The sequence below is a fragment of the Acidobacteriota bacterium genome, from assembly GCA_040754075.1.
Taxonomy (GTDB): domain Bacteria; phylum Acidobacteriota; class Blastocatellia; order UBA7656; family UBA7656; genus JBFMDH01.
Genome location: JBFMDH010000018.1, coordinates 31,961 through 52,112, shown reverse-complemented (window position 1 = coordinate 52,112; position 20,152 = coordinate 31,961). Strand labels below are relative to the sequence as shown.

The window sequence follows — 20,152 nt, the reverse complement described above, 5'->3', positions numbered from 1 at the left end:
TTTGTTTTGGCTATACCTTCCTTTGATGGGTCTTTTGGGCTGGGTCATGACAATGTATTTCAATGACTATTTTAAAATTTTGGGTGGACTAATAATTCTATGGGGATTTTTGATGCTCATTATAACAATAGGTGAAACCCTGTGGAGATTCGCACAGCGGATTCTAAGAGATAGTCCTTAAATAAAATAGAAATTTACTTATAGTAAACTTTTACTGCTTAACTCGATAAGCTATAATTGCGCCGCTCACAAGTCAAAAATAAGCTTCGTTTCGAGTAACTTTCCTGCAACAGCAGAAAGCGTCCGTGCGCCAGACCATTTGATAAAGGGAGAACCTATGAAAAGAGGGTTTTTGTTTTTCATTATTGCCTTGTTCTTGACCATCTCCATCGTTGATGCCGATTTTCAGTCAAAAAATTTTGACCTTGATGCAACCAGGGTAAAAAAATCGGCAAAAACCTTTGCATCCGCTACGCCCGACAAAAATGTGGCTTACCGCAGCGTCGGGAATATCCATAAAATCGTAGTCGCCAGCCACGACCTCGCATCCATCAATGGGATTAAAAGTTCAGGTGGTATGGAAATCGCCGATTATGGTTCTTACAAACTTTTTATCGCCAATCAAAATTCCTTAACTCAAATTGAAAGCCATCAAGCAAACCGGCGCGCGCGCGCGCAGGGACTCGAAACTGCTCAACTGGAAAGCCAATCAACAGGCGCGCAATTCGATTTACGCGATGATTACAACATCCTGTTTTTGCGTGCAGGAAAAATTGACACCACCCAGGATGAAAATTTTATGGGTGTGGAGCAGTCGGCAAACGCTGATACAGACAATCTGACCCTGCCGCTGCATCGAAAAGAGATTGCCGGTGAAGCGCGATTGCGGCTCATTCAATTCGCCGGCCCGATTAAACAAGACTGGTTAGACAGGTTGCAATCGACCGGCGTGGAAATCATCGGTTATGTGCCGAACAATGCCTATTTGATTCGCGAAAATGCCGATTCGAGTTTGTTAATCGCCAGCGCCATAAACGATTTTGCAAGGCGCAACCAAGCCTTTATTCAATGGGAAGGCGAATTTAAAAGCGAGTATAAAATTCATCCGGCGCTGGTTGAAAAATTGAACGAAGCGGAAGAACTTTCCATCAGCATTCAAGTGGCGCGCGCCAGAGATAAAAGCGATGCGAAAGACCTCAAGAAGATTCAAAAAATAGCGCAGTCAATTATTTTCAAGCCCTATGCGGTTTTGAATTTAACCAACATTAAAATCTCGGTTGCTGCCAATCGCATTGCCGAGATTGCCGCTTTGAAAAACGTCGTCAACATAGAGGGGTGGACAGTGCCCGTGTTGCGCGATGAACGCGCCAATCAAATCATCACCGGTCGTTTAAAAAACGACGGCAAAGAACCCGAAGGTCCCGGTTATATGAATTGGTTACAAACGAATGGCTTGGCTTCGCGCTTCAATTTCGCGATTGATGTGACCGATTCCGGCATTGATCGCGGTTCAACGGCGACTGCCAATCTGCATCGCGATTTTCTCGACGCCGCAAATCAAAGCCGGGTGATTTACGCGCGCGAATATACTAACGAACTCGATGCTTCGGATTTAGCAGGACACGGAACGATTAATCTGTCGATTGCCGGGGGCTACAACACCGCGACCGAATCGGCATTTCGTGATTCGGCAAATTACAACTACGGTTTAGGCATCGCGCCGTTTGCTTCACTCGGTTCTTCAAAAATATTTAAATCCGATGGCCGGTTTGGCTTGAGCGAACCGTTTTCAAAATTGATTGCGGAAGCTTACACAGATGGCGCGCGCATTTCCTCAAACAGTTGGGGGGCGGGGACGAACTCCTATACACTCGACGCCCAGGAATATGATTCAAGGTCGCGCGACGCGGTGACCAGTCAAGCTGGCAATCAGGAGATGGTTTTATGTTTTGCGGCTGGCAATGGCGGTTCGCTCACACGCATCGATTCGCCCGGCAGCGGAAAAAATTTAATTTCGGTTGGCGCCAGTGAAAGCGCCAGAGGCGGCGGCATAGATGGTTGCGGCGTGCGGGATACGGATTCGGATAATGCCAATGAAATCGCCTTTTTTTCATCGGGCGGCCCCCTGGACGACGGACGCATTAAACCGGACATTGTTGCGCCGGGTACGCATATTCAAGGCGCGGCTTCACAGCACCCGGACTTTGCCGGTAACGGCATCTGTGGGGGTACAGGCGCAGAAGACTTCTGGTTTCCAACCAATCAGAAACTCTACACCTGGTCGTCGGGCACCAGCCATTCAACCCCGATAGTTGCCGGCGCAGCAGCGTTGGTTCGTCAGCATTTGTTGAATCGTGGCGAAGAACCAAGTGTCGCGTTGATTAAAGCATTGATGCTGAACACCACAACTTATATGACCAGCGCCGAGGTGAAAGGTAATCTGCCGCATCCGTTGCAGGGCTGGGGGCTTTTAAATCTCGGACGGGCATTCGATAGCGCCGCGAAAATTTTCATCAATCAAACGCACACCTTTTCCGACAGCGGACAGGAATTCGTCTTCTCAGGTGAAATCAAAGATGCTACGCAACCGTTTCGCGTGACGCTGGCGTATTCGGATGCGCCGGGATTTTCAGCCTTCGCTTCGTGGGTCAATGACCTCGATTTGGAAGTTACGATTAATGGGCAGACCTTTCGCGGCAATAATTTCATTGAAGACAAATCTCAACCCGACGGGCAGGCGAATTCTAAAGATAATGTCGAAGCGGTCTGGCTTCCGGCTGGAACCACCGGGACCTTCGCTGTGCGCATTCGCGCCGCCAATATCGCGGGTGATGGGGTGCCGAATAATGCGGATTTATCTGACCAGGATTTTGCGCTGGTGATTTATAACGGCGAGAAAAAAGATGTGCCGGTAGCGACGCTTTCCACCGTCAACGTATCGGGCGGAGCCGACAGCCATCTCGATCCCGGTGAAGATATTTCGTTGCAGGTGAATTTAAAGAACGTTTCGCTGGTGGCGATGAACGGCGCAACCGGAACGCTTTCAAGCTCGACAACCGGCATTACGGTTTCAACCGCGACCGCCAATTTTGGCAACATTGCGCCCAATGCAACGGGTGAAAACACCACGCCATTTATATTCAATATCAATCGCAGCGTAGCCTGTGGCACAACTTTGCAATTCACGCTTGAGGTGAATGCGCCGAACGCTGCGGTTTCTAAAATCCCCATCACTTTGCGTGTCGGCAATTTTCAGACTATCGAAGTTTTCAGCGATAGCGTTGAAATCGACGAATCGAAATGGACGCATGACACAGGGATTACCAATAAAAAGAAGAAAAAGAAAGGACTCGCCATTGACACCTGGTCAGTATCAACCAAGCGCTTCCGCACCGGAGCAAGGTCGTGGTTTTCATCGAATCCCAATATTCAATCGGACGCCCATCTCGACACCATAGCGATTGCTTTACCGACGGATTTAAAGAATCTGCAACTGGTTTTCTATCACACCTATGAATTCGAGTTTGGCAGTTATGATGGCGGGGTGTTGGAAATTTCGGTTGCCGGGGGCGCGTTTGAAGACCTCGGCGCAAAAATCCTGCAAGGGAAATATACCGGTGAAATCAATAGCTTTTTGGATAATCCGTTGGCAGACCGCCCCGCCTGGGTAGACGGACAACTCGGAGCGTTCAAGCAGGTGGTGGTGGATTTAAGCAGCTATGCCGGGAAGTCTGTGATTATTCGCTTCCGCATCGGCGCGGACACCATCGGCAAAGGCGCAGGCTGGTTTATTGATGATGTGATGCTTCGCGGCGAGCGCGTCACTTGCACCCCGGCAGCGTTGGAGTAATTGATCCAAGATGCTCGTTCATTGAACTGCGCCACAGGCGTAGCGGAGATTAGCCAGCGGTGCAGCCGGTGGGATGTGAAGAACTTCATTGACCTGTGGCTGCACAACAGGCTAATTTCCTTTGCCTTTTCGGGGCATTGCCTGCAAGTGATGACTATCATTTTGCTTCGCAAAATCCGGGCAGCCACCAGGGCTGCCCCTACATTTATGCTTACATGCATTTGCAAACCGCTATGGTTGAGACCTTTCATAACCTCAAGCCAGCACTTATAGCCGTTTGCAAAACGATTTACTCAAGTTGAGGAAGCGGTCTTTGACCGCGTTTTCCGTCATTCGCGGTCAAAGACCGCTTCCTCAACAGCGGCTGAGTAAACTCAATCGCAAACCGCTCTAAAGAGTAAACCAAAGCAAGCGTGGTAATTTTAGATGCCGGCAATTCGTTTGAATTTGCGGGCGAATGCTTTCGGGTCAACGAAGTGTTTGAAAACTTTGATGCCGTTTATTCGGATGACCGGAATATCGTATTGAAACTGTTGTTTCAGGGTTTCATCTTCGTCAATATTTATTTCCTCAATGGTGAAACAGGATGCATAACCGGAAGCCAAAATGTTGGCTTTGGCATCTTCGCAGAGGTGACAACCGGGGCGCGTGTAGATGGTGACAATGGCTTTAGCTGGTGGGTTTGTGTTCTTCATAATGAAAAGTTTTGATTCAATGGATTAGAAATTTTCATCAATCGCTTTGACACTCAAAGAACGCTCATGCTATAAAAGTGCCGCTTCAAAAGATAGTCTTTGTATAATCATTTTCAAAAGTTGTTTGGGAAAAAAATAAGATAGCTCAGTAATATTCATACGGAGTTTTGGGGGAAGGCTTGTCCGGGATTTTCACTCAGGCATTTTACTTTCATATTTATTCATTAACAGCAGTTATGGAGACCCTTCAGTATGAACACAGAGCAAGACAGCAAACAAGACGCGACTCCTACGTCTGAAGTTGAGGTTAAAACGGAAGCGCCACCGGCGCTTGAAACAGCCACAAACGGAAAAACAGCTTCACCTGAAACACCCGCAGGTGATAAACCTACTCCTCCGCCTAAACCGGTTGCTCCTGCTAAACCTGCGCCACCGAAACCGACTGCCGCCGCACCCGCCAAACCGTCAACGGTCGGGTCATCGGCTGCCGCGAAAAGCAAAGCGGTGGTCGAGGGCACAGACAGCGATACGCCGGTCAATGCCATGCGCCGGGTTATCGTATGGACTTCATTGATTGGCTTTTTAACTACCTGTTTCTTCATGTTCCTGAGGTTCTTCCTTCCGAGAACCCTGTTTGAACCGCCCACAGCTTTTCGCATCGGCTACCCGTCAGACTTCGGGTTTGGGGTGGATACCAAATTTCAACAACAATACCGCATCTGGGTAGTCCGTAATTCTGAAAAGCTGTTCGTGATTTACGCTCGTTGTACGCATCTGGGATGCACGCCTGATTGGAAACCCAGTGAAAATAAATTCAAATGTCCGTGCCACGGCAGCGGCTATACCTTTGAAGGTATCAACTTTGAAGGTCCCGCGCCGCGTCCGATGGATAGAGCACAAGTGGCGCTCGACCCGACCGGACAAATCGTGGTTGATACGGCGAAACTTTATTCGTTTCCAAAAGGCGAGAAGAGCCAATTTGATGACCCGGGGGCGTTCTTACAGGTCTGATTCTTTGCAACTTTTCTCATTGATAACCTATGAATCATTTTTCGGTTCAGTCACAGATTGAACATTTCTTTGTCACACGGGCGGGTAATCGTGTGACAACCCTGCTCACTTAGGAGAGTTTGTATGGAACCTGAAAAGCCTGAGCTACTGCAAAAGCGACCTGAGTCTAGTGTCGGGTTGGTCGATAAACTTCGCGAAGGAATCAAAGAAGACATCGCCTTAATGAAGACCAAAACCAGTAAAGAGAATTTACAATCCGAACTGGAAAATCTCAAAGACCCGACGAAAACTCAGCTCTATAAATCCATCTTTCGCGTCAAACACGAACCGACCCCGCGCGCGCGCTCACTGGGCGTTTTAACCAACGTCTTTTTGCACCTGCACCCGGCAAAGGTTAATCGTGACGCGGTGCGCTTCAGTTATACCTGGGGAATGGGCGGTATAACTTTTTATCTGTTTATCGTGTTGACCTTCACCGGCATCTTGCTGATGTTTTATTACCATCCGAGCAAAGGCATGGCGTATCAGGACATTATTTATCTTGAAAACGATGTGCCTTTCGGCAAACTGCTGCGCAATATGCACCGCTGGGGAGCGCATTTGATGGTCATTACCACCTGGCTGCATATGTTTCGCGTGGTGCTCACCGGTTCATACAAAACGCCGAGAGAATTTAACTGGGCGGTCGGTGTGGTGCTATTGACCTTAACCTTGTTGCTCAGTTTTACAGGCTATCTGTTACCCGATGACCAGTTGGGATTCTGGGCGGTAACCGTCGGCACCAATATGGCAAAAGCTTCGCCAATGCTCGGCAATGAAGGTCCGTTCGGCGTGCAGATGGGCATGACGCAATATAACGATGTGCGCTTCGCTTTGCTTGGCGGGTCAATCGTTGATGCCAATGCCTTGCTGCGCAGTTACATCTGGCACTGCATCGCGATTCCGACCATCGTCAGTGTCTTGCTTGCTGTGCATTTCTGGCGTGTCCGTAAAGATGGCGGCATTTCAGGTCCCGCACCGGTTATGCTCGAATCCGAAATGAAAGCGGCTGGCGCGCGTTCGGTTAAAGGAGCCGCAGGAAAGTAATTCAATTGCGGATTGCGGATTGCGAAATGCGGATTGACAAAAAGTTGATCAATTAAGTAGGTGGAAAAAAGTTATTTGACAAGAATCAGCTATTTTTCAGGCTTTTTTGCGTGTTTCGTGTAAAAGAACTACTTCCTACCTACTTAGTATTTCGCAACCATCAATCTGGAATCGGAAAGCGAATCTGAAAATCCGCAATCCGCAATCCGCAATCCGCAATGGAGGAAATATGGATTGGCATCAATTATGGGAAATCACCACCTTGCCGGACAATATTCCGATTGTCGCAATGCTGTTTCTGATACCGTTTTTTACCTGGCTCGGATTCAAACAGGCACTGGCGAATGACCGGCTGGTTGGCGAGTTGGAACAAAACCCGCAGATGGCGAAAACCCATCATCGCAAAACCTTGCCCTTTCAAAGCGGATGGGCGAAAGAATTGCACGTCTGGCCTTATCTGCTGCGTGTGGAATTCCTGGCAGCGGTCATTGTCACGATTATTCTGTATGTCTGGTCGATAGGACTTAATGCGCCGCTCGAAGAGCCATCGAATCCCAACCTGACGATGAATCCATCGAAAGCGCCCTGGTACTTTCTGGGGCTTCAAGAAATGTTGGTTTATTTCGACCCGTGGATTGCCGGGGTGGTGATGCCAACCTTGATTCTCATCGGTTTGATGGTGTTTCCGTATGTTGACGCCAACCCGCTCGGCTCCGGTTATTACACCTGGAAGCAGCGAAAGATTGCGGTCGGCGCTTTTTTAATCGGCTTTGCGACCTGGGTGGCGTTGATTATCATCGGCACTTTTATGCGCGGTCCCGGATGGGTGTGGTTTTGGCCCGGACAAACCTGGGATCACAACACCGTGCCTTACGAAGTCAACCGCGATTTGCCGGATATTCTGGTGAATTGGGGGCTGACGTTTGCCGGACAACAACCCTGGAAAGGATTGATTGGCGCGGTAGTGGTCGGAATTTTCTTTGCCGTGGCGGGTTTTTTAACTCACAAAATCGTTACCCGCACGCAATTCGATAAGAAAATTTTCGAGCGCACCACCTTCTTGCAGTATTCGATATTTCAGTTTTTTGCAATCACTGTATTGTGGGCGATGCCGGTGAAATTACTCGCTCGCCAGTTATTCAGAATCAAATATGTAATGGTGACTCCCTGGTTCAATATCTGATTCGTCCTTCGTCAGGTGTCATTGGTTGAAGCGCGTCAACATAACCAAAGTTTTGCCAATGACGAACGACCAATGACTAAATTGGAGGTTTTAAAATGGCTGATAATGTGAATGAGGCATTGGAGAAAAAAACAACTGAAACCCCTAAACCGGATCCGATTGCTGAAAAATCATTGAGTTTTCCAATCCTGCTTTCTGCGTTGGCGCTGGTTGCCGTCATGCTCTGGTCGATGTATGACGAAATCATCACGCAAAGACCCTGGAAAACCTATCAGCAGGAATTTGTCACACGCTACGCCGATTATCTCGAACGCGTGAAAGCTCGCCAGGGGAGAACCGAAGCCGAAGTGAGAGCCACTCCCGAATATGTCGATTTCAAAGAAAAATTGGATGATGAAACTAAAAAGGCGACACCGCGATTAAAAGAGATTGAGGCAGAAACCCGCGCCATCAACCAGCAACTCGATGACATTACGCCTAAATTTCAAGATACCCGCGCCTGGGTTGCTGCAAAAACCTTCAACCTCGAAAATGCGCCGGAAAGCGGACGCCAAAAATACCGTGACGAAATCGCCAACAAGAAAAAAGAGAAAGATACCATCAAACTCCATGACAACGCCGGCAATGAACAGAAAGTCTCGATGGACTTTTATGAACTGGAGAAAAAATATAATGAGTTGAACGACCGCAAAGCTGCGCTTGCCGCCGAAGTCGTGGTATTGAATAAACCGGTTTCCCAAGCTAAGAAAAATTACGATACCTATTTGCAGGATAACGTGATTGGTTTAAGCAGCCAGCAAATCAGCCAGCTTGAAGATAAGGTCGAAAAGTTTGAATTCAAAATTAAACAGATTCATGTCAAAGAAGGCGATGTTGTTGACCGTTGTGAATCCTGCCATCTGGGAATTCGCGAACCGTTGCCAATCAAGCCGGTCAACATGGCAAACGATGAGCGCGAGGTGGATGAAAAATCCATCGCCTTTGCTTCGCATCCCAATCAAGACCTCTTAAAAACTCATGACCCCGAACGCTTCGGGTGTTCGCTCTGTCATGGTGGCAATGGTCGCGGAACCGTTTCGGTTGAAAAAGGGCACGGTCGTTATAAACACTGGCTCTGGCCGCTCTATTACAAAGAGAATGTGCAGGCTGGTTGTAATCAATGCCACAAAGCTGACCGTGTGACGCAAATGGCGACCACGCTCAATGATGGTAAACAACTTTTCCAGGTTCGCGGTTGCACAGGATGTCACCGTTATGAAGGGTATGACCGCGAAACCGATGCGCTTGCCAATGCCCGGCAACAAATTCGCCTTCTGGAACTCGAACGCGAAGTTCGGTTGCGAGAAATTAAAGAGACCAACGCGGCTGCCGATAATGCTACAGACGAAGATGAAACGCGACGACTGCGCAATCGCGCCGGCGTTGAAATTCCGCAACTCATCAGTCAACTCGACGCCAAAATCGCCGAATATGAAAGACAATCGAAGTATTTAATGCAGGACGCCAAAAAAGTCGGACCCAATCTGAAAGAGATTAAAGCGAAATTGGTGAAGGATTGGATCCCGGGTTGGCTCAAAGACCCGCAGGCATTTCGACCGGGAACCAAGATGCCGTCTTTCCGTTTGGATGATGATGAAATTCAAGCCATCTCGGCGTTCATCTGGCAGAAGGCGTTGGATGTCAAAGTTCAAACTCAAACGATGGGCGATGCCAACAATGGCAGAGAGATTTTCAAATCCATTGGCTGTCTGGCTTGTCACGCCATTGACGGAGAAGCCATTGGCACAGGAAAAGGTATCGTTGGCGGACATTTTGCCGCGAACCTTTCAAGGGTTGGCGAGAAAGCCAACTACGATTACATCGTGCGCTGGATTTATAATCCGCGCAAACGCCTGACTCCCTTTTCGCCATTCGCCAAAAAAGATTTGCTGCCCGATGATTATAAGAAGGTTGGCAAACCGTTCCTGTTTGATGATGAGCATTCAAAGAGTCCGGTTGATGGTCGTGAATTACAAATTCACAATATGACCGTGATGCCGAATTTCCGCTTAACCGAATCAGAAGCCCGCGATGTTGCGACATTCTTATTCTCTTTGAAAAAGAATGAAGGCTACCCGGCGGCATCCTTTATGGATGACAAAGAACTTGCGGCAAAAGGCGAAAAACTCGCGAAAACTTACGGATGCGCCGGTTGTCATGAAATCAGCGGTCTTGAAGAAGAGCAACGCATCGGCACGGAACTCACGCCCGAAGGCAGCAAGCCGATTGAACGCCTCGACTTTGCCTTGCTTACCGAACCGGCAAAACGCGGAGAAGACCCCTACACCAATGGCGAAGGTCGCAAGTGGTACGACCATAAAGGATTTTTTGAGAATAAACTGCGCAATCCGGGAATCTACGATAAAGGCAAAGAGAAGCCGCCCGAAGAGCGTTTGAAGATGCCCAATATCTATCTGGAAAAACCGGATATTGATGCCTTGACCACGTTTTTATTAGGCAGTGTTGAAACCCCGCTCCCGGCTTCGATGCGTTACACCCCTACAGGTCAAAAGAAAGCCGTGCAGGACGGTTGGTGGGTCGTACAGAAATATAACTGCATGGGTTGTCACAATGTGTTAATCGGACAACCCGAAACGGCAATCAGCACGGTGCCGATTTATCAGGGGCAAGCGGAAATGTTGCCGCCGCGCCTGACCACCCAGGGGGCGCGCGTCAATCCCGAATGGTTGTTGAAATTTTTGAAAGACCCATCGCTCAGTTCGGGTGATGCGAATGCCGTGAAACAGGCTATGGCAGCCCATTTGACGGGACAACCCGCGCAGGCGAAACCTGCGGCTGCGGCTCCCGCCAAACCCGGTCCGCCGCTCGCAACTGCGCAACCCGCGCAGGCAAACGGAGCCATCGAGCAAGCCTGGACATTGGGGCGGCAGTGGGGCGTAAGTCGAAACGGTGTGCGTTCTTACTTGAAAGTCAGGATGCCGACATTTAATTTCTCGCAGAATGAATTGCAGGCGTTGGTCAATTTCTTTATGGGCGCATCTTCGCAACAGATGCCTTATATGCCTGAGCCGATGGAGCAGTTGACGCCGGATGAACAGACCATGGCGCGCGCCATGTTCAGTTCACAGGCGGCACCTTGTTTGAAATGTCATATGACTGGCGATGCGGCGCACGATGCCAAAGCCACCGCGCCGAATTTCCTGATTGCCAAAGAGCGATTGAAACCCGAATGGACAAGGCGTTGGATGCTGGAACCGCAAATCATCAGTCCCGGAACCGCTATGCCTTCGGGGCTGTTTGAACGCGACACCATTCCTGAGCACGACCGCTGGATTATGAAAGGCGTGACCTCGCCGCAAATTCAAACCTATACCAAAGACCATGCGGATTTACTGGTACGGTATATGTTCCAGATTACCCCTGATGAACAGGGAAGATTGAAAGCGGGAGCCGCAAGCGGAGCCGCGCCTGCACCTGCGCCAGCCGGACAAAAACCTGCTGAGGCGAATAAGACAGCAGCAACCGGCAAGCGCAAGACGGATAAACTTTCTCAGACGGGAGCGGGTCGTTAGAATACCAATTTGCGATTTTTTCTAAGGCATCAGGCATTGATGCAAAGCAATCTGGTATTCACGAAAAGGAGGAAAGGTAATGTTCAAGAAGTCTGCAATTTTACTGCTGGCAATTGTCGTCCTGGCGATGATGGTTGCCAATTGTAAGCCTAAGAAGAAAAACCTGGAGGAGAATTTAGATACTCCTAAAAAAGCCAAATACGAATCGAAAGCCGATGAAGGAGAAATCAAAGGCGTGATTAAATTCGATGGCACGGCTCCCGAACGCGCGAAAATTGATATGAGTCAGGACGCCAATTGTGTTCGCGCCGAAGGCGATAAACTCAATGATGATGTGCTGGTAGAAAACGGCAATTTGCAAAACGTCTTCGTCTATTTGAAAGGCGGCAACGCCGATAAATTTGAATTCGGCGCTCCGTCAGAGGTCGTGGTTCTCGACCAGCATGGTTGTCGTTACACGCCGCGCGTTTTAGGCGTTCAGGTCGGGCAAACTTTGGAAATTCGCAACAGTGACCAGACAACGCATAACGTTCACCCATCGCCGAAAAATAATCCCGAATGGAACAAAGTGCAATCCGCCGGGCAAGCGCCGTTTAAAGAGGTTTTTAAAAAAGCTGAAACTCTGATTCCGGTGAAATGTAATCAACACCCCTGGATGGTTGCGCATATCGGCGTTCTCGGTCATCCGTTTTATGCAGTGAGCGGCAAAGACGGCTCTTTCTCAATTAAAAATGTGCCGCCGGGCAAATATACGTTGATTGCCTTTCACGAAAAGTTGGGCGAAAAACAGATGAGCATCGAAGTTACGGCGAAAGAATCGAAGGTGCAGGATCTCACCTTCTCGCCGAAAGCCGCATTCATTCCGACATCGCTCACGGTTGAACCGGCGTTGATTGTTCCTTAATGATTTTACGACGCGCTCTGATGGGGGCGCGTCGTTCGTTATCAGATTTGTTGAATGATGAGTTCTATGCTTTACTTGTCGTTTATCAAATTAACGAATCGAGGTTTGTAGTTTTGAGTAAGCAAGTAGATGTAGGTTTCGAGCCTAAAATCTGGCTCCATTATTTCGCAATTTTCTTAGCTTTTTTAATTATTATTTTGCTGGTTGCCGGTGCGCTCGTTACCAGTAACGAAGCCGGGGATTCGGTTCCTGATTGGCCCCTGTCATTCGGACGCTGGTTGATTCATTCTGACAATTTCATTGCAAATGTGCGCTATGAATATTCGCACCGGTTCATTGCAGGTGTCGTGGGTTTCACCACTTTTTTACTGGCTCTTTCAATCTGGTTTTCCGAAAAACGCAAATGGGTGAAAACCCTCGCGCTGCTGGCTTTTGTTGGCGTCGTTGCACAAGCGGCAATCGGCGGCATACGAGTTTGGTTTCCGGCTTATAAACCGCAAATCGCTGTGCCGCACGCGCTCATCGCACAGAGCTTTTTCGGTTTGATCGTGGCGCTTGCGGTCTTCACTTCACGCGGTTGGTTTGTTGAACGTCAGACCATAAAAGATGAAGGTGGGGTGGCGCTTAGAACCTTGACGGTGGCAACCATCGGCGCGGTTTTATTGCAACTGGTTTTAGGCGCGGGGTTTCGACATGGCGCGTGGGGCATCATCCCGCACATTGTCGGAGCCGGTTTGGTTGCAGGTTTGATTATCTGGACAGCATCAGCAGTGCTAACCAGGCACGATGAGCGATGGATTCGCCGTCCGGCTTGGGCAGTCTTGGGCTTAATGATATTGCAGGTGGGACTCGGAATCGCGGCTTACTTTGCGCGGGTGGCTTCAAAAGATGACCCGCAACCGCTTGAACCGATGATTTCACTGACCGCATCCCACGTCGTGGTTGGGGCATTAACTTTGGCGGCGATGGTGGTATTGACCGCGCGTTGCTACAAGGTGCTGGCTCCGCAAAACGCCGGTGTGAATGAGAAGGCTATGTCTTCGGCAAGAAAGGCGACGGTGTAATCGAAATGGAATCCGTAAATAGAATTCTAAACGACGATGTCGCCGAATTGCCGGTGCGGGAAAAGCTGCGCGCCTTTGTTGAACTCACCAAACCGCGCATCACGTTTTTAGTTGTGCTGACGACCATCGCGGGCTTTTGTCTGGGAGTTGAGCAGGGAATTGACTGGTTGAAACTCTTTAATCTCATTTTAGGCGTGAGCGTTCTCTCATCGGGAATTGCGACCATCAATCAATGGATGGAACGTGACCTCGATGCGTTGATGTTACGCACCAAAGCGAGACCGTTGCCGACCGGAAAATTGAATGCCAGACAGGCGTTTATCTTTGGCATGGGATTAATCGTTCTGGCGAATGTTTATCTGGCATGGACAGTGAATTCGCTGACCGCGCTTCTCGGAGTCATCACCGCGGCGACTTATTTGTTGATTTACACGCCGCTCAAAACCCGCACGACGCTTTCAACATTTTGGGGCGCGTTTCCGGGGGCGATGCCGCCGCTTGTCGGTTGGGTTGCAGCGCGCGGTTATCTGAGCATCGAAGGCTGGATATTGTTTGCGATTTTGTTTTTGTGGCAGTTCCCGCATTTTTTGGCGATTGCCTGGATGTATCGCGAAGATTACGCCAAAGCCGGAATCAAAATGTTGCCGGTCGTTGAACCCGAAGGCAAAGTCACAGGGCAACAAATCGTCACGTATACGTTGTTGCTTTTGCCTGTGAGTTTATTGCCGACTCTAGTAAATATTTCGGGGAAAATTTATTTCGCTGGCGCGTGCGCGCTTGGACTGGCGTTTTTATTCGTCAGCATTCGCACTGCAATGCAGAGAACCAAATGGCAAGCCCGGCAGTTGCTGTTGGCTTCAGTTCTCTATTTGCCAATTCTTTTCGGATTGATGGTGATTAACCGTTAGGTGTCAGTTGTTGATGCAGCAATGAATTGATGGTTTTCCGGCTCATCAGCCTCTGGCATCACATCTTCTCTTAGAGGGGTTTATGAGCAAAATCCTATTGGCATTATTACTTGTCGCTTTAACGGTCGGTTCGGCATGGACATTCTGGAGCGGAAACTGGTGGTTCGTTCATCCCATCTCGGAGCACGGGCCTAAGGTTGATGACCAATTTAACCGCACCCTTGTGGTGGTCGGCTTTGCCTTTATTACCTGTCAACTGGCATTGGCATGGGCAGTTTTTCGCTACGGAAGAAAAGGCAATGAGCGGTCAAAATATACCCACGGCAATAATAAACTCGAAGCCGTCTGGACAGTAATTACGGCTGTGGTTTTCGTCGTCGTCGCCGTGTATGGACAAATCGTCTGGGCAGGCATTCACCTCAATCAACCGAGCGATGCCGAAGCCACCAATATCGAAGTTGTGGCGCAACAATTCCAATGGAATTTTCATTACCCCGGAGCCGATGGCGTCACCGGTAAAACCAATACCAAATTCATCAATGACGGGTCTTTGAATTTCGTCGGCGTAGACCCTGACGACCCCAACGGCAAAGACGATATTCAGATTTCAACGCTTGTGGTTCCAGAAAAACGTCCGGTCGCGTTGCGCATCCGTTCCAAAGATGTGATTCACAGTCTCTTCGTTCCTGCGCTTAGAATCAAACAGGACGCGGTTCCGGGAATGAATGTCCGCATTCATTTCAAAGCAACGGAAGTGGGCAAATATGAAATCGCCTGTGCCGAACTCTGCGGCTCGCTGCATTTCAATATGAAAACTTTTTTATTGGTTTTGCCGCAGGAAGATTATGACGCTTTAACCGCGATGACTCCCGAAAAATACAAAGAGCGCTTGGGACAATTGATGGAACGATACGAAGTCAATAGTTCAAAAGTAATCGCGGCGAATTGATTTCAGCTGGTTTAAATTTCAACTGGCAGCACAAATTTCAATCATCTTTTCAGGCTTAATTTTTATTTGCAGTCAACCCCTGAATCCTTTAGGAGGAAGCGATGGCAGAAGTCATACATCCAACCCATGAGTCTGGCGGCGCGCATCATCATGCCCCCCCGACGACCTGGTGGCGGAAATATGTTTTCAGTTTAGACCATAAGGTAATCGGTATTCAGTATTTCTTTCTGGCGCTATTTTCGGCATTTGTCGGAATGGGACTTTCTCTTTTGATGCGCTTACAACTCGCCTATCCTGGACAGGCGTTCGGGTTTTTGAAGACGCTGTTTCCAGAAGCCGCGCCAAACGGGGTCATCACCCCGGAGATGTACCTGTCACTGGTTACGATGCACGGCACCATCATGGTGTTTTTCGTATTGACGACTGCGCCGCAGGGAGGATTCGGAAATTATTTTCTGCCGATTCAAATCGGCGCGGCTGACATGGCATTTCCGCTTCTCAATATGTTGTCTTTCTGGACAACCTTTATTGCGTTAGCCTTTGCGATTGCCGCGCTCTTTTGTACGGCGACGACCTTGGGACCCATCGGAGGCTGGACAGGTTATGCGCCGCTCAGTGCGCTTGGCGATATTGCAGGACCCGGGCAAGGGCTTGGCGTTCAGCTATGGGTGACGAGTATTGCTTTCTTCTGTGTCGCGTCGTTGCTGGGTTCGTTAAATTTCATCACCACGATGCTCAATATGCGAACCAAAGGGTTATCGCTAATGCGCTTGCCGCTGACTTGCTGGGCATGGTTTACCACTGCGGTGCTTTCGCTGCTTTCATTCCCGGTGCTTTTAGCCGCAGGCGTGCTGCTGTTATTCGATCAACTGGGCGGCACCAGTTTCTTCATTCCAACCGGAACCTATGTCAGCGGTAAATTGATTTCATCGGAGACCGAACAATCGGGCGGGTCGCCGATTTTGTGGCAGCATCTGTTCTGGTTTTTTGGACACCCGGAAGTCTACATCGCCATCCTTCCGGGTATGGGGCTGACTTCCCATGTGCTGTCAACCTTCGCGCGCAAACCGGTATTCGGTTACAAAGCGATGGTCTATGCAATTTTTGCGATTGGCTTATTAGGCTTTTTCGTCTGGGGACACCATATGTTTATGAGTGGGATGGATCCGCGAACCGCCATCGCCTTTTCACTCATCACGCTGACGATTGGCGTGCCTTCGGCAATTAAAACCTTTAACTGGCTGGGAACCCTCTGGAACAGTCAAATCCGTTTTGATACGCCGATGCTGTTTTCGTTGGGGTTTGTCTCGCTTTTCGTTTCGGGCGGTATCACAGGGCTTTTCCTGGGACAGACAACGGTTGACATCTCGCTTCACGACACCTATTTCCCGGTGGGGCATTTTCATTTGATTATGGGGGTGGCGGCGATCTTCGGCATCTTCACCGGAACCTATTTCTGGTTCCCGAAAATGTTTGGTCGCAAGATGAATGAAGGTTTGGGGAAACTGCATTTCTTTATCTCTTTCATTGGCGTCAATGCGATATTCATTCCATTTCATGTAATGGGACTGGTCGGCGCGCCTCGGCGTTATTCGACCCATGACGAATTAAATTTTCTAAAGAGTGTGATGCCTTTACACCGGTTCATAACAATAATGGTAATTATTACCATCGCCGCGCAATTTGTGTTTCTATTCAACGTGTTCTGGAGTCTCGCCAAGGGTAAGAAAGCCGAGGTCAACCCGTGGGAAGCGACTACGCTGGAATGGGATATTCCTTCGCCGCCGCCGTTCGATAATTTCGGGGGCGTGGAACCTGTGGTGTATCGGGGACCTTATGAATTCAGCGTACCCGGTGAAGCCAAGGATTACTCGATGCAAACCGAACCGCCGGGCGCAAAGGTTCATGGAGATTAAACAATTGTGGATTGCGGATTGCGAAATGCGGATTGCCCGGTGCTAATCACTGGCAGATTTGCTTGATCCGCTTCTAATACGGAGGCAATTACCAATTGCGATTTAATTATAACTGGCGGGCACTAATCAATCCGCAATCCGCATTTCGCAATCCGCAATTAAAGAGATGGAAATGATGGCAGTTTCAGGAATCAATGTTAAGCCGGGAATCGGCGCAGGTGGTGGACAACACATGGGTGGAGATGGCGGCGGGCCGCAAGGCAATGACCCCAATCACCCGGATTGGCCGCCGGGCTTTTCGCGCGATGATGCTATCGAGCCGAAGAAGTATAAAATCGGTATGTGGCTGGGAATTATCAGTGTTGCCATGCTCTTTGTGGCATTAACCAGCGCCTACATCATCCGGCAAATCGATAAAGATAGCGGGGGCTTGGCGAAAGACTGGTTTCCTTTGCAAATCCCTTCGGCGTTGTGGATTACCACAGGGGTGATTTTAATCAGCAGCATCACTTTTGAATTTGCCCGGCGCGCCTTAAAGAAAAATCAATATGAACAATTCAAAAATTGGCTGGTTATCACCACGGCGCTCGGCGCGATCTTTCTTATCGGGCAGGTGATTGCGTGGCGACAGCTTGCGGGGCAGGGAATTTATCTGAGCAGCCATCCCCACAGTTCATTTTTTTATATCCTCTCCGGGTTGCACGCTGTGCATTTAATCGGCGGGGTGATGGCGCTCTCGTATGTGACCCTGGCTGCGCTTAAACTCAGAATAACCGAGCGAAAACGCAATGCCGTTGAAGTGACCTCTCTGTACTGGCATTTCATGGATGGCTTGTGGATTTATTTATTTGTATTGTTGTTTTTCTTCTAAAAACATTTTGGAGGTGAATGGATGTCTGACGCACCGGAAGTCGGAGTCTTAACGGGTGAATGGGATGGCGGCGCGTTACCGTACCGCATCGGGCATAGAAAACTGGGAATGTGGTTGTTCATCATGTCGGATGCCCTGACTTTTGCGGCATTGTTGATTGCCTATAGCTATGCGCGGTTTTCAAGTCAGGATTGGCCCACACCTTTTCCGTTTAATCCGAGCATCATCTTTTCAACCGTGATGACCTTAGTGCTGCTGTCTTCGAGTTTGACTATGGTTTTTGCCGTTGATGCCGGAAAGCGCGGCAAGAAAAGACTGGCGCGTTATTGGATTTGGGCGACGATGTTTTTCGGCTCGATGTTCATCATCCTGCACATGACGGAATGGAACCATTTAATGAGCGAAGGACTCTACTTCAACAGCTTGCCGCAGGAATGGCTGAAGGTTTGGCCAAATGCGTCAATCCTGTTCGGTTCGGCATTTTTCGGCATCACCGGACTGCATATGTTTCACGTCTTCACGGGGGTGATTTATCTGGGATTGATTGCCACGCGCATTCGTAAGATGACTCCCGAAGACATAGAAACCTGCGGTTTGTATTGGCACTTCGTTGATTTGGTTTGGATGTTTGTCTTCCCGTTGATTTACATCATGTCCGTAGATATGGATCACAAACTGACCAACCTGCCGCATTAATATGTGAGGATGAATTTCAAGGGCAAAGGAAAAAGTTATGGAGCACACCCAAGAAAAACAAGAGCGAGAATCGAAAATATTGAATCTGGTATTACTGGGGCTGTCGGGTATTTGTGTGGTGATTGCCGCAGCAACCGGAGCCAATATGCTGAGGTCTGGAACCGATGACCTGTTTTTGATTTTAGTGAGCCTGTTATTAGCTCTGTTATTTGCCGTGCCACCCTATCTCTGGGCGAAGAAAAAAGGTTTGGTCGCGCAACCGTTTCCCGAAGACATTACCCCGGTCGAAGACGCTCACGATGACCATCATGGCGGTTCCAACCGGGAAAATATCTTTATCTGGGGCGGCTTGCTGTTACTGACGGGAATTGAAGTGGTGCTCGGTTATTACAAAGTCGGCGTGATTACCATGTTAATCATTCTCATTGGACTGTCTTTGATTAAAGCGGCAATGATTGTGGCGTATTTCATGCACATGAAATTTGAAACCAAACCATTCATCCTGACGGTGATTCCGGTGATGATTGTGTTGCTCTGTTTATTTGCGATTTTATTCCCGGATGGGAATCGCTTGTTTAATAACCGCCCTGACCCGGCGATTCAAAAGGTTCATGCGGAAGAGTAAAGATAAAAGTAAGGTGAAGTATGCGTAGTCGATTTTGGATTCTGCTTCTGGCGGTCGCCATTGTGCTTTTTATTGCCGAGCCGAACTTTGCGCAATGCGCGATGTGCCGGCAAACTTTAGAAAATGCTGCGGGGGCAAAACAGGCAGCCAGCACCATGAACCTGGCGATTCTGGTTTTATTCATTCCGCCGGTGGCGATGTTTGTCGGGATTTTCGGTTTGATTTATCGCTATCGAAATTTTCAGGGCTACCAAAACCGGGAATTCCTCAGTGACGGAAAATAATTTTAAATATTTTTGAAGGCACGAACATCGTTTCAGAAAATTTCAAAGCGAACGTTCGTGCTTTTTGTCTGTCGAAAAGTGGGTACACTAAAAACCATATGATTCAATTTTTTCCAACCCTTAATGCCTGTTTGAATGCCACCAGCGCGGTATTTTTAATCGCCGGATATTTGATGATTCGTCGCCGCAATATGAACACTCATCGTCTGTGCATGCTTGGCGCAGTGACCGCTTCGATACTGTTTTTAATCTGCTATCTGATTTATCACTACAACGTTGGTTCGGTTCGCTTTCAAGGTCCCGGTTGGGCGCGTATCACCTATCTTTCGATTTTGATTCCGCATACCATTCTTGCGGCAGTCATGGTGCCGTTTGTCATCACCACGCTGGTTCGCGCTTTGCGTAATCAATTTCAGAGACATCGTCGGGTGGCGCGCTGGACCTATCCGATATGGCTGTTTGTATCAGTAACCGGGGTGATTGTTTACCTGATGCTTTACCATCTGTTTCCATCGCGTTGATTTTTTAGCCTCAATCG

Annotated in this window: 16 protein-coding genes; 15 read left to right on the top strand and 1 reads right to left on the bottom strand. The window is 48.8% G+C overall.

Annotation, left to right across the window (positions count from 1 at the left end):
- Positions 1 to 337: 337 nt before the first annotated feature.
- Positions 338 to 3,850 carry a S8 family serine peptidase gene (locus AB1757_18825; GenBank protein MEW6129100.1) on the top strand — a complete coding sequence of 1,171 codons (3,513 nt, stop codon included), beginning with the start codon at positions 338 to 340 and terminating at the stop codon, positions 3,848 to 3,850.
- 422 nt (positions 3,851 to 4,272) lie between these two features.
- Here AB1757_18825 and AB1757_18820 read toward each other — a convergent pair whose 3' ends face one another.
- A complete protein-coding gene (locus AB1757_18820) occupies positions 4,273 to 4,545 on the bottom strand; it encodes a glutaredoxin family protein (GenBank protein ID MEW6129099.1) in 273 nt (90 codons plus the stop codon).
- Positions 4,546 to 4,797: 252 nt separating this feature from the next.
- Between AB1757_18820 and AB1757_18815 the strand changes: the two genes are divergently transcribed.
- The 14 genes from AB1757_18815 (at position 4,798) to AB1757_18750 (ending at position 20,135) form a co-directional block, all read left to right on the top strand.
- On the top strand, positions 4,798 to 5,556 hold the full coding sequence (locus tag AB1757_18815) for a Rieske 2Fe-2S domain-containing protein (GenBank protein ID MEW6129098.1): 759 nt from the start codon (positions 4,798 to 4,800) through the stop codon (positions 5,554 to 5,556).
- A gap of 123 nt (positions 5,557 to 5,679) precedes the next feature.
- The gene (locus AB1757_18810) at positions 5,680 to 6,642 is read left to right on the top strand and encodes a cytochrome b N-terminal domain-containing protein (GenBank protein ID MEW6129097.1); all 963 of its coding nucleotides are present in this window, start codon (positions 5,680 to 5,682) and stop codon (positions 6,640 to 6,642) included.
- A gap of 229 nt (positions 6,643 to 6,871) precedes the next feature.
- Positions 6,872 to 7,825, top strand: coding sequence for a cytochrome C (locus tag AB1757_18805; GenBank protein ID MEW6129096.1), 954 nt, complete (start codon positions 6,872 to 6,874; stop codon positions 7,823 to 7,825).
- 95 nt (positions 7,826 to 7,920) lie between these two features.
- Positions 7,921 to 11,397, top strand: coding sequence for a hypothetical protein (locus AB1757_18800; protein ID MEW6129095.1), 3,477 nt, complete (start codon positions 7,921 to 7,923; stop codon positions 11,395 to 11,397).
- A 79-nt stretch (positions 11,398 to 11,476) separates the two neighbouring features.
- On the top strand, positions 11,477 to 12,301 hold the full coding sequence (locus tag AB1757_18795) for a hypothetical protein (GenBank protein MEW6129094.1): 825 nt from the start codon (positions 11,477 to 11,479) through the stop codon (positions 12,299 to 12,301).
- 113 nt (positions 12,302 to 12,414) lie between these two features.
- On the top strand, positions 12,415 to 13,365 hold the full coding sequence (locus tag AB1757_18790) for a COX15/CtaA family protein (GenBank protein MEW6129093.1): 951 nt from the start codon (positions 12,415 to 12,417) through the stop codon (positions 13,363 to 13,365).
- A 5-nt stretch (positions 13,366 to 13,370) separates the two neighbouring features.
- A complete protein-coding gene (cyoE, locus tag AB1757_18785; GenBank protein ID MEW6129092.1) occupies positions 13,371 to 14,273 on the top strand; it encodes a heme o synthase in 903 nt (300 codons plus the stop codon).
- Between the two features lie 82 nt (positions 14,274 to 14,355).
- Positions 14,356 to 15,222: a cytochrome c oxidase subunit II gene (gene coxB / locus AB1757_18780; GenBank protein ID MEW6129091.1), complete on the top strand. Its 867-nt coding sequence runs from the start codon at positions 14,356 to 14,358 to the stop codon at positions 15,220 to 15,222.
- Between the two features lie 101 nt (positions 15,223 to 15,323).
- Positions 15,324 to 17,138 (top strand): cbb3-type cytochrome c oxidase subunit I, encoded by a 1,815-nt coding sequence (locus AB1757_18775; protein MEW6129090.1) that lies wholly within the window; start codon positions 15,324 to 15,326, stop codon positions 17,136 to 17,138.
- Between the two features lie 172 nt (positions 17,139 to 17,310).
- Positions 17,311 to 18,009, top strand: a complete 699-nt coding sequence (locus tag AB1757_18770; GenBank protein ID MEW6129089.1) for a cytochrome c oxidase subunit 3 — start codon at positions 17,311 to 17,313, stop codon at positions 18,007 to 18,009.
- Between the two features lie 21 nt (positions 18,010 to 18,030).
- Positions 18,031 to 18,705, top strand: a complete 675-nt coding sequence (locus tag AB1757_18765; protein MEW6129088.1) for a cytochrome c oxidase subunit 3 — start codon at positions 18,031 to 18,033, stop codon at positions 18,703 to 18,705.
- A gap of 37 nt (positions 18,706 to 18,742) precedes the next feature.
- Positions 18,743 to 19,330 carry a cytochrome C oxidase subunit IV family protein gene (locus AB1757_18760; protein ID MEW6129087.1) on the top strand — a complete coding sequence of 196 codons (588 nt, stop codon included), beginning with the start codon at positions 18,743 to 18,745 and terminating at the stop codon, positions 19,328 to 19,330.
- 20 nt (positions 19,331 to 19,350) lie between these two features.
- Complete coding sequence (locus AB1757_18755; protein MEW6129086.1) at positions 19,351 to 19,614, top strand: hypothetical protein; 264 nt, start codon at positions 19,351 to 19,353, stop codon at positions 19,612 to 19,614.
- A gap of 98 nt (positions 19,615 to 19,712) precedes the next feature.
- On the top strand, positions 19,713 to 20,135 hold the full coding sequence (locus tag AB1757_18750) for a DUF420 domain-containing protein (GenBank protein ID MEW6129085.1): 423 nt from the start codon (positions 19,713 to 19,715) through the stop codon (positions 20,133 to 20,135).
- Positions 20,136 to 20,152 lie beyond the last annotated feature (17 nt).

Bases quoted from the DNA above. Each gene is read 5' to 3' on its own strand.
- cyoE (MEW6129092.1), top strand. From the start codon at position 13,371: ATGGAATCCGTAAATAGAATTCTAAACGACGATGTCGCCGAATTGCCG.
- AB1757_18750 (MEW6129085.1), top strand. From the start codon at position 19,713: ATGATTCAATTTTTTCCAACCCTTAATGCCTGTTTGAATGCCACCAGC.
- AB1757_18820 (MEW6129099.1), bottom strand. From the start codon at position 4,545: ATGAAGAACACAAACCCACCAGCTAAAGCCATTGTCACCATCTACACG.
- AB1757_18825 (MEW6129100.1), top strand. From the start codon at position 338: ATGAAAAGAGGGTTTTTGTTTTTCATTATTGCCTTGTTCTTGACCATC.
- AB1757_18795 (MEW6129094.1), top strand. From the start codon at position 11,477: ATGTTCAAGAAGTCTGCAATTTTACTGCTGGCAATTGTCGTCCTGGCG.
- AB1757_18770 (MEW6129089.1), top strand. From the start codon at position 17,311: ATGATGGCAGTTTCAGGAATCAATGTTAAGCCGGGAATCGGCGCAGGT.
- AB1757_18775 (MEW6129090.1), top strand. From the start codon at position 15,324: ATGGCAGAAGTCATACATCCAACCCATGAGTCTGGCGGCGCGCATCAT.
- AB1757_18810 (MEW6129097.1), top strand. From the start codon at position 5,680: ATGGAACCTGAAAAGCCTGAGCTACTGCAAAAGCGACCTGAGTCTAGT.
- AB1757_18755 (MEW6129086.1), top strand. From the start codon at position 19,351: ATGCGTAGTCGATTTTGGATTCTGCTTCTGGCGGTCGCCATTGTGCTT.
- AB1757_18765 (MEW6129088.1), top strand. From the start codon at position 18,031: ATGTCTGACGCACCGGAAGTCGGAGTCTTAACGGGTGAATGGGATGGC.
- AB1757_18805 (MEW6129096.1), top strand. From the start codon at position 6,872: ATGGATTGGCATCAATTATGGGAAATCACCACCTTGCCGGACAATATT.
- AB1757_18800 (MEW6129095.1), top strand. From the start codon at position 7,921: ATGGCTGATAATGTGAATGAGGCATTGGAGAAAAAAACAACTGAAACC.
- coxB (MEW6129091.1), top strand. From the start codon at position 14,356: ATGAGCAAAATCCTATTGGCATTATTACTTGTCGCTTTAACGGTCGGT.
- AB1757_18760 (MEW6129087.1), top strand. From the start codon at position 18,743: ATGGAGCACACCCAAGAAAAACAAGAGCGAGAATCGAAAATATTGAAT.
- AB1757_18815 (MEW6129098.1), top strand. From the start codon at position 4,798: ATGAACACAGAGCAAGACAGCAAACAAGACGCGACTCCTACGTCTGAA.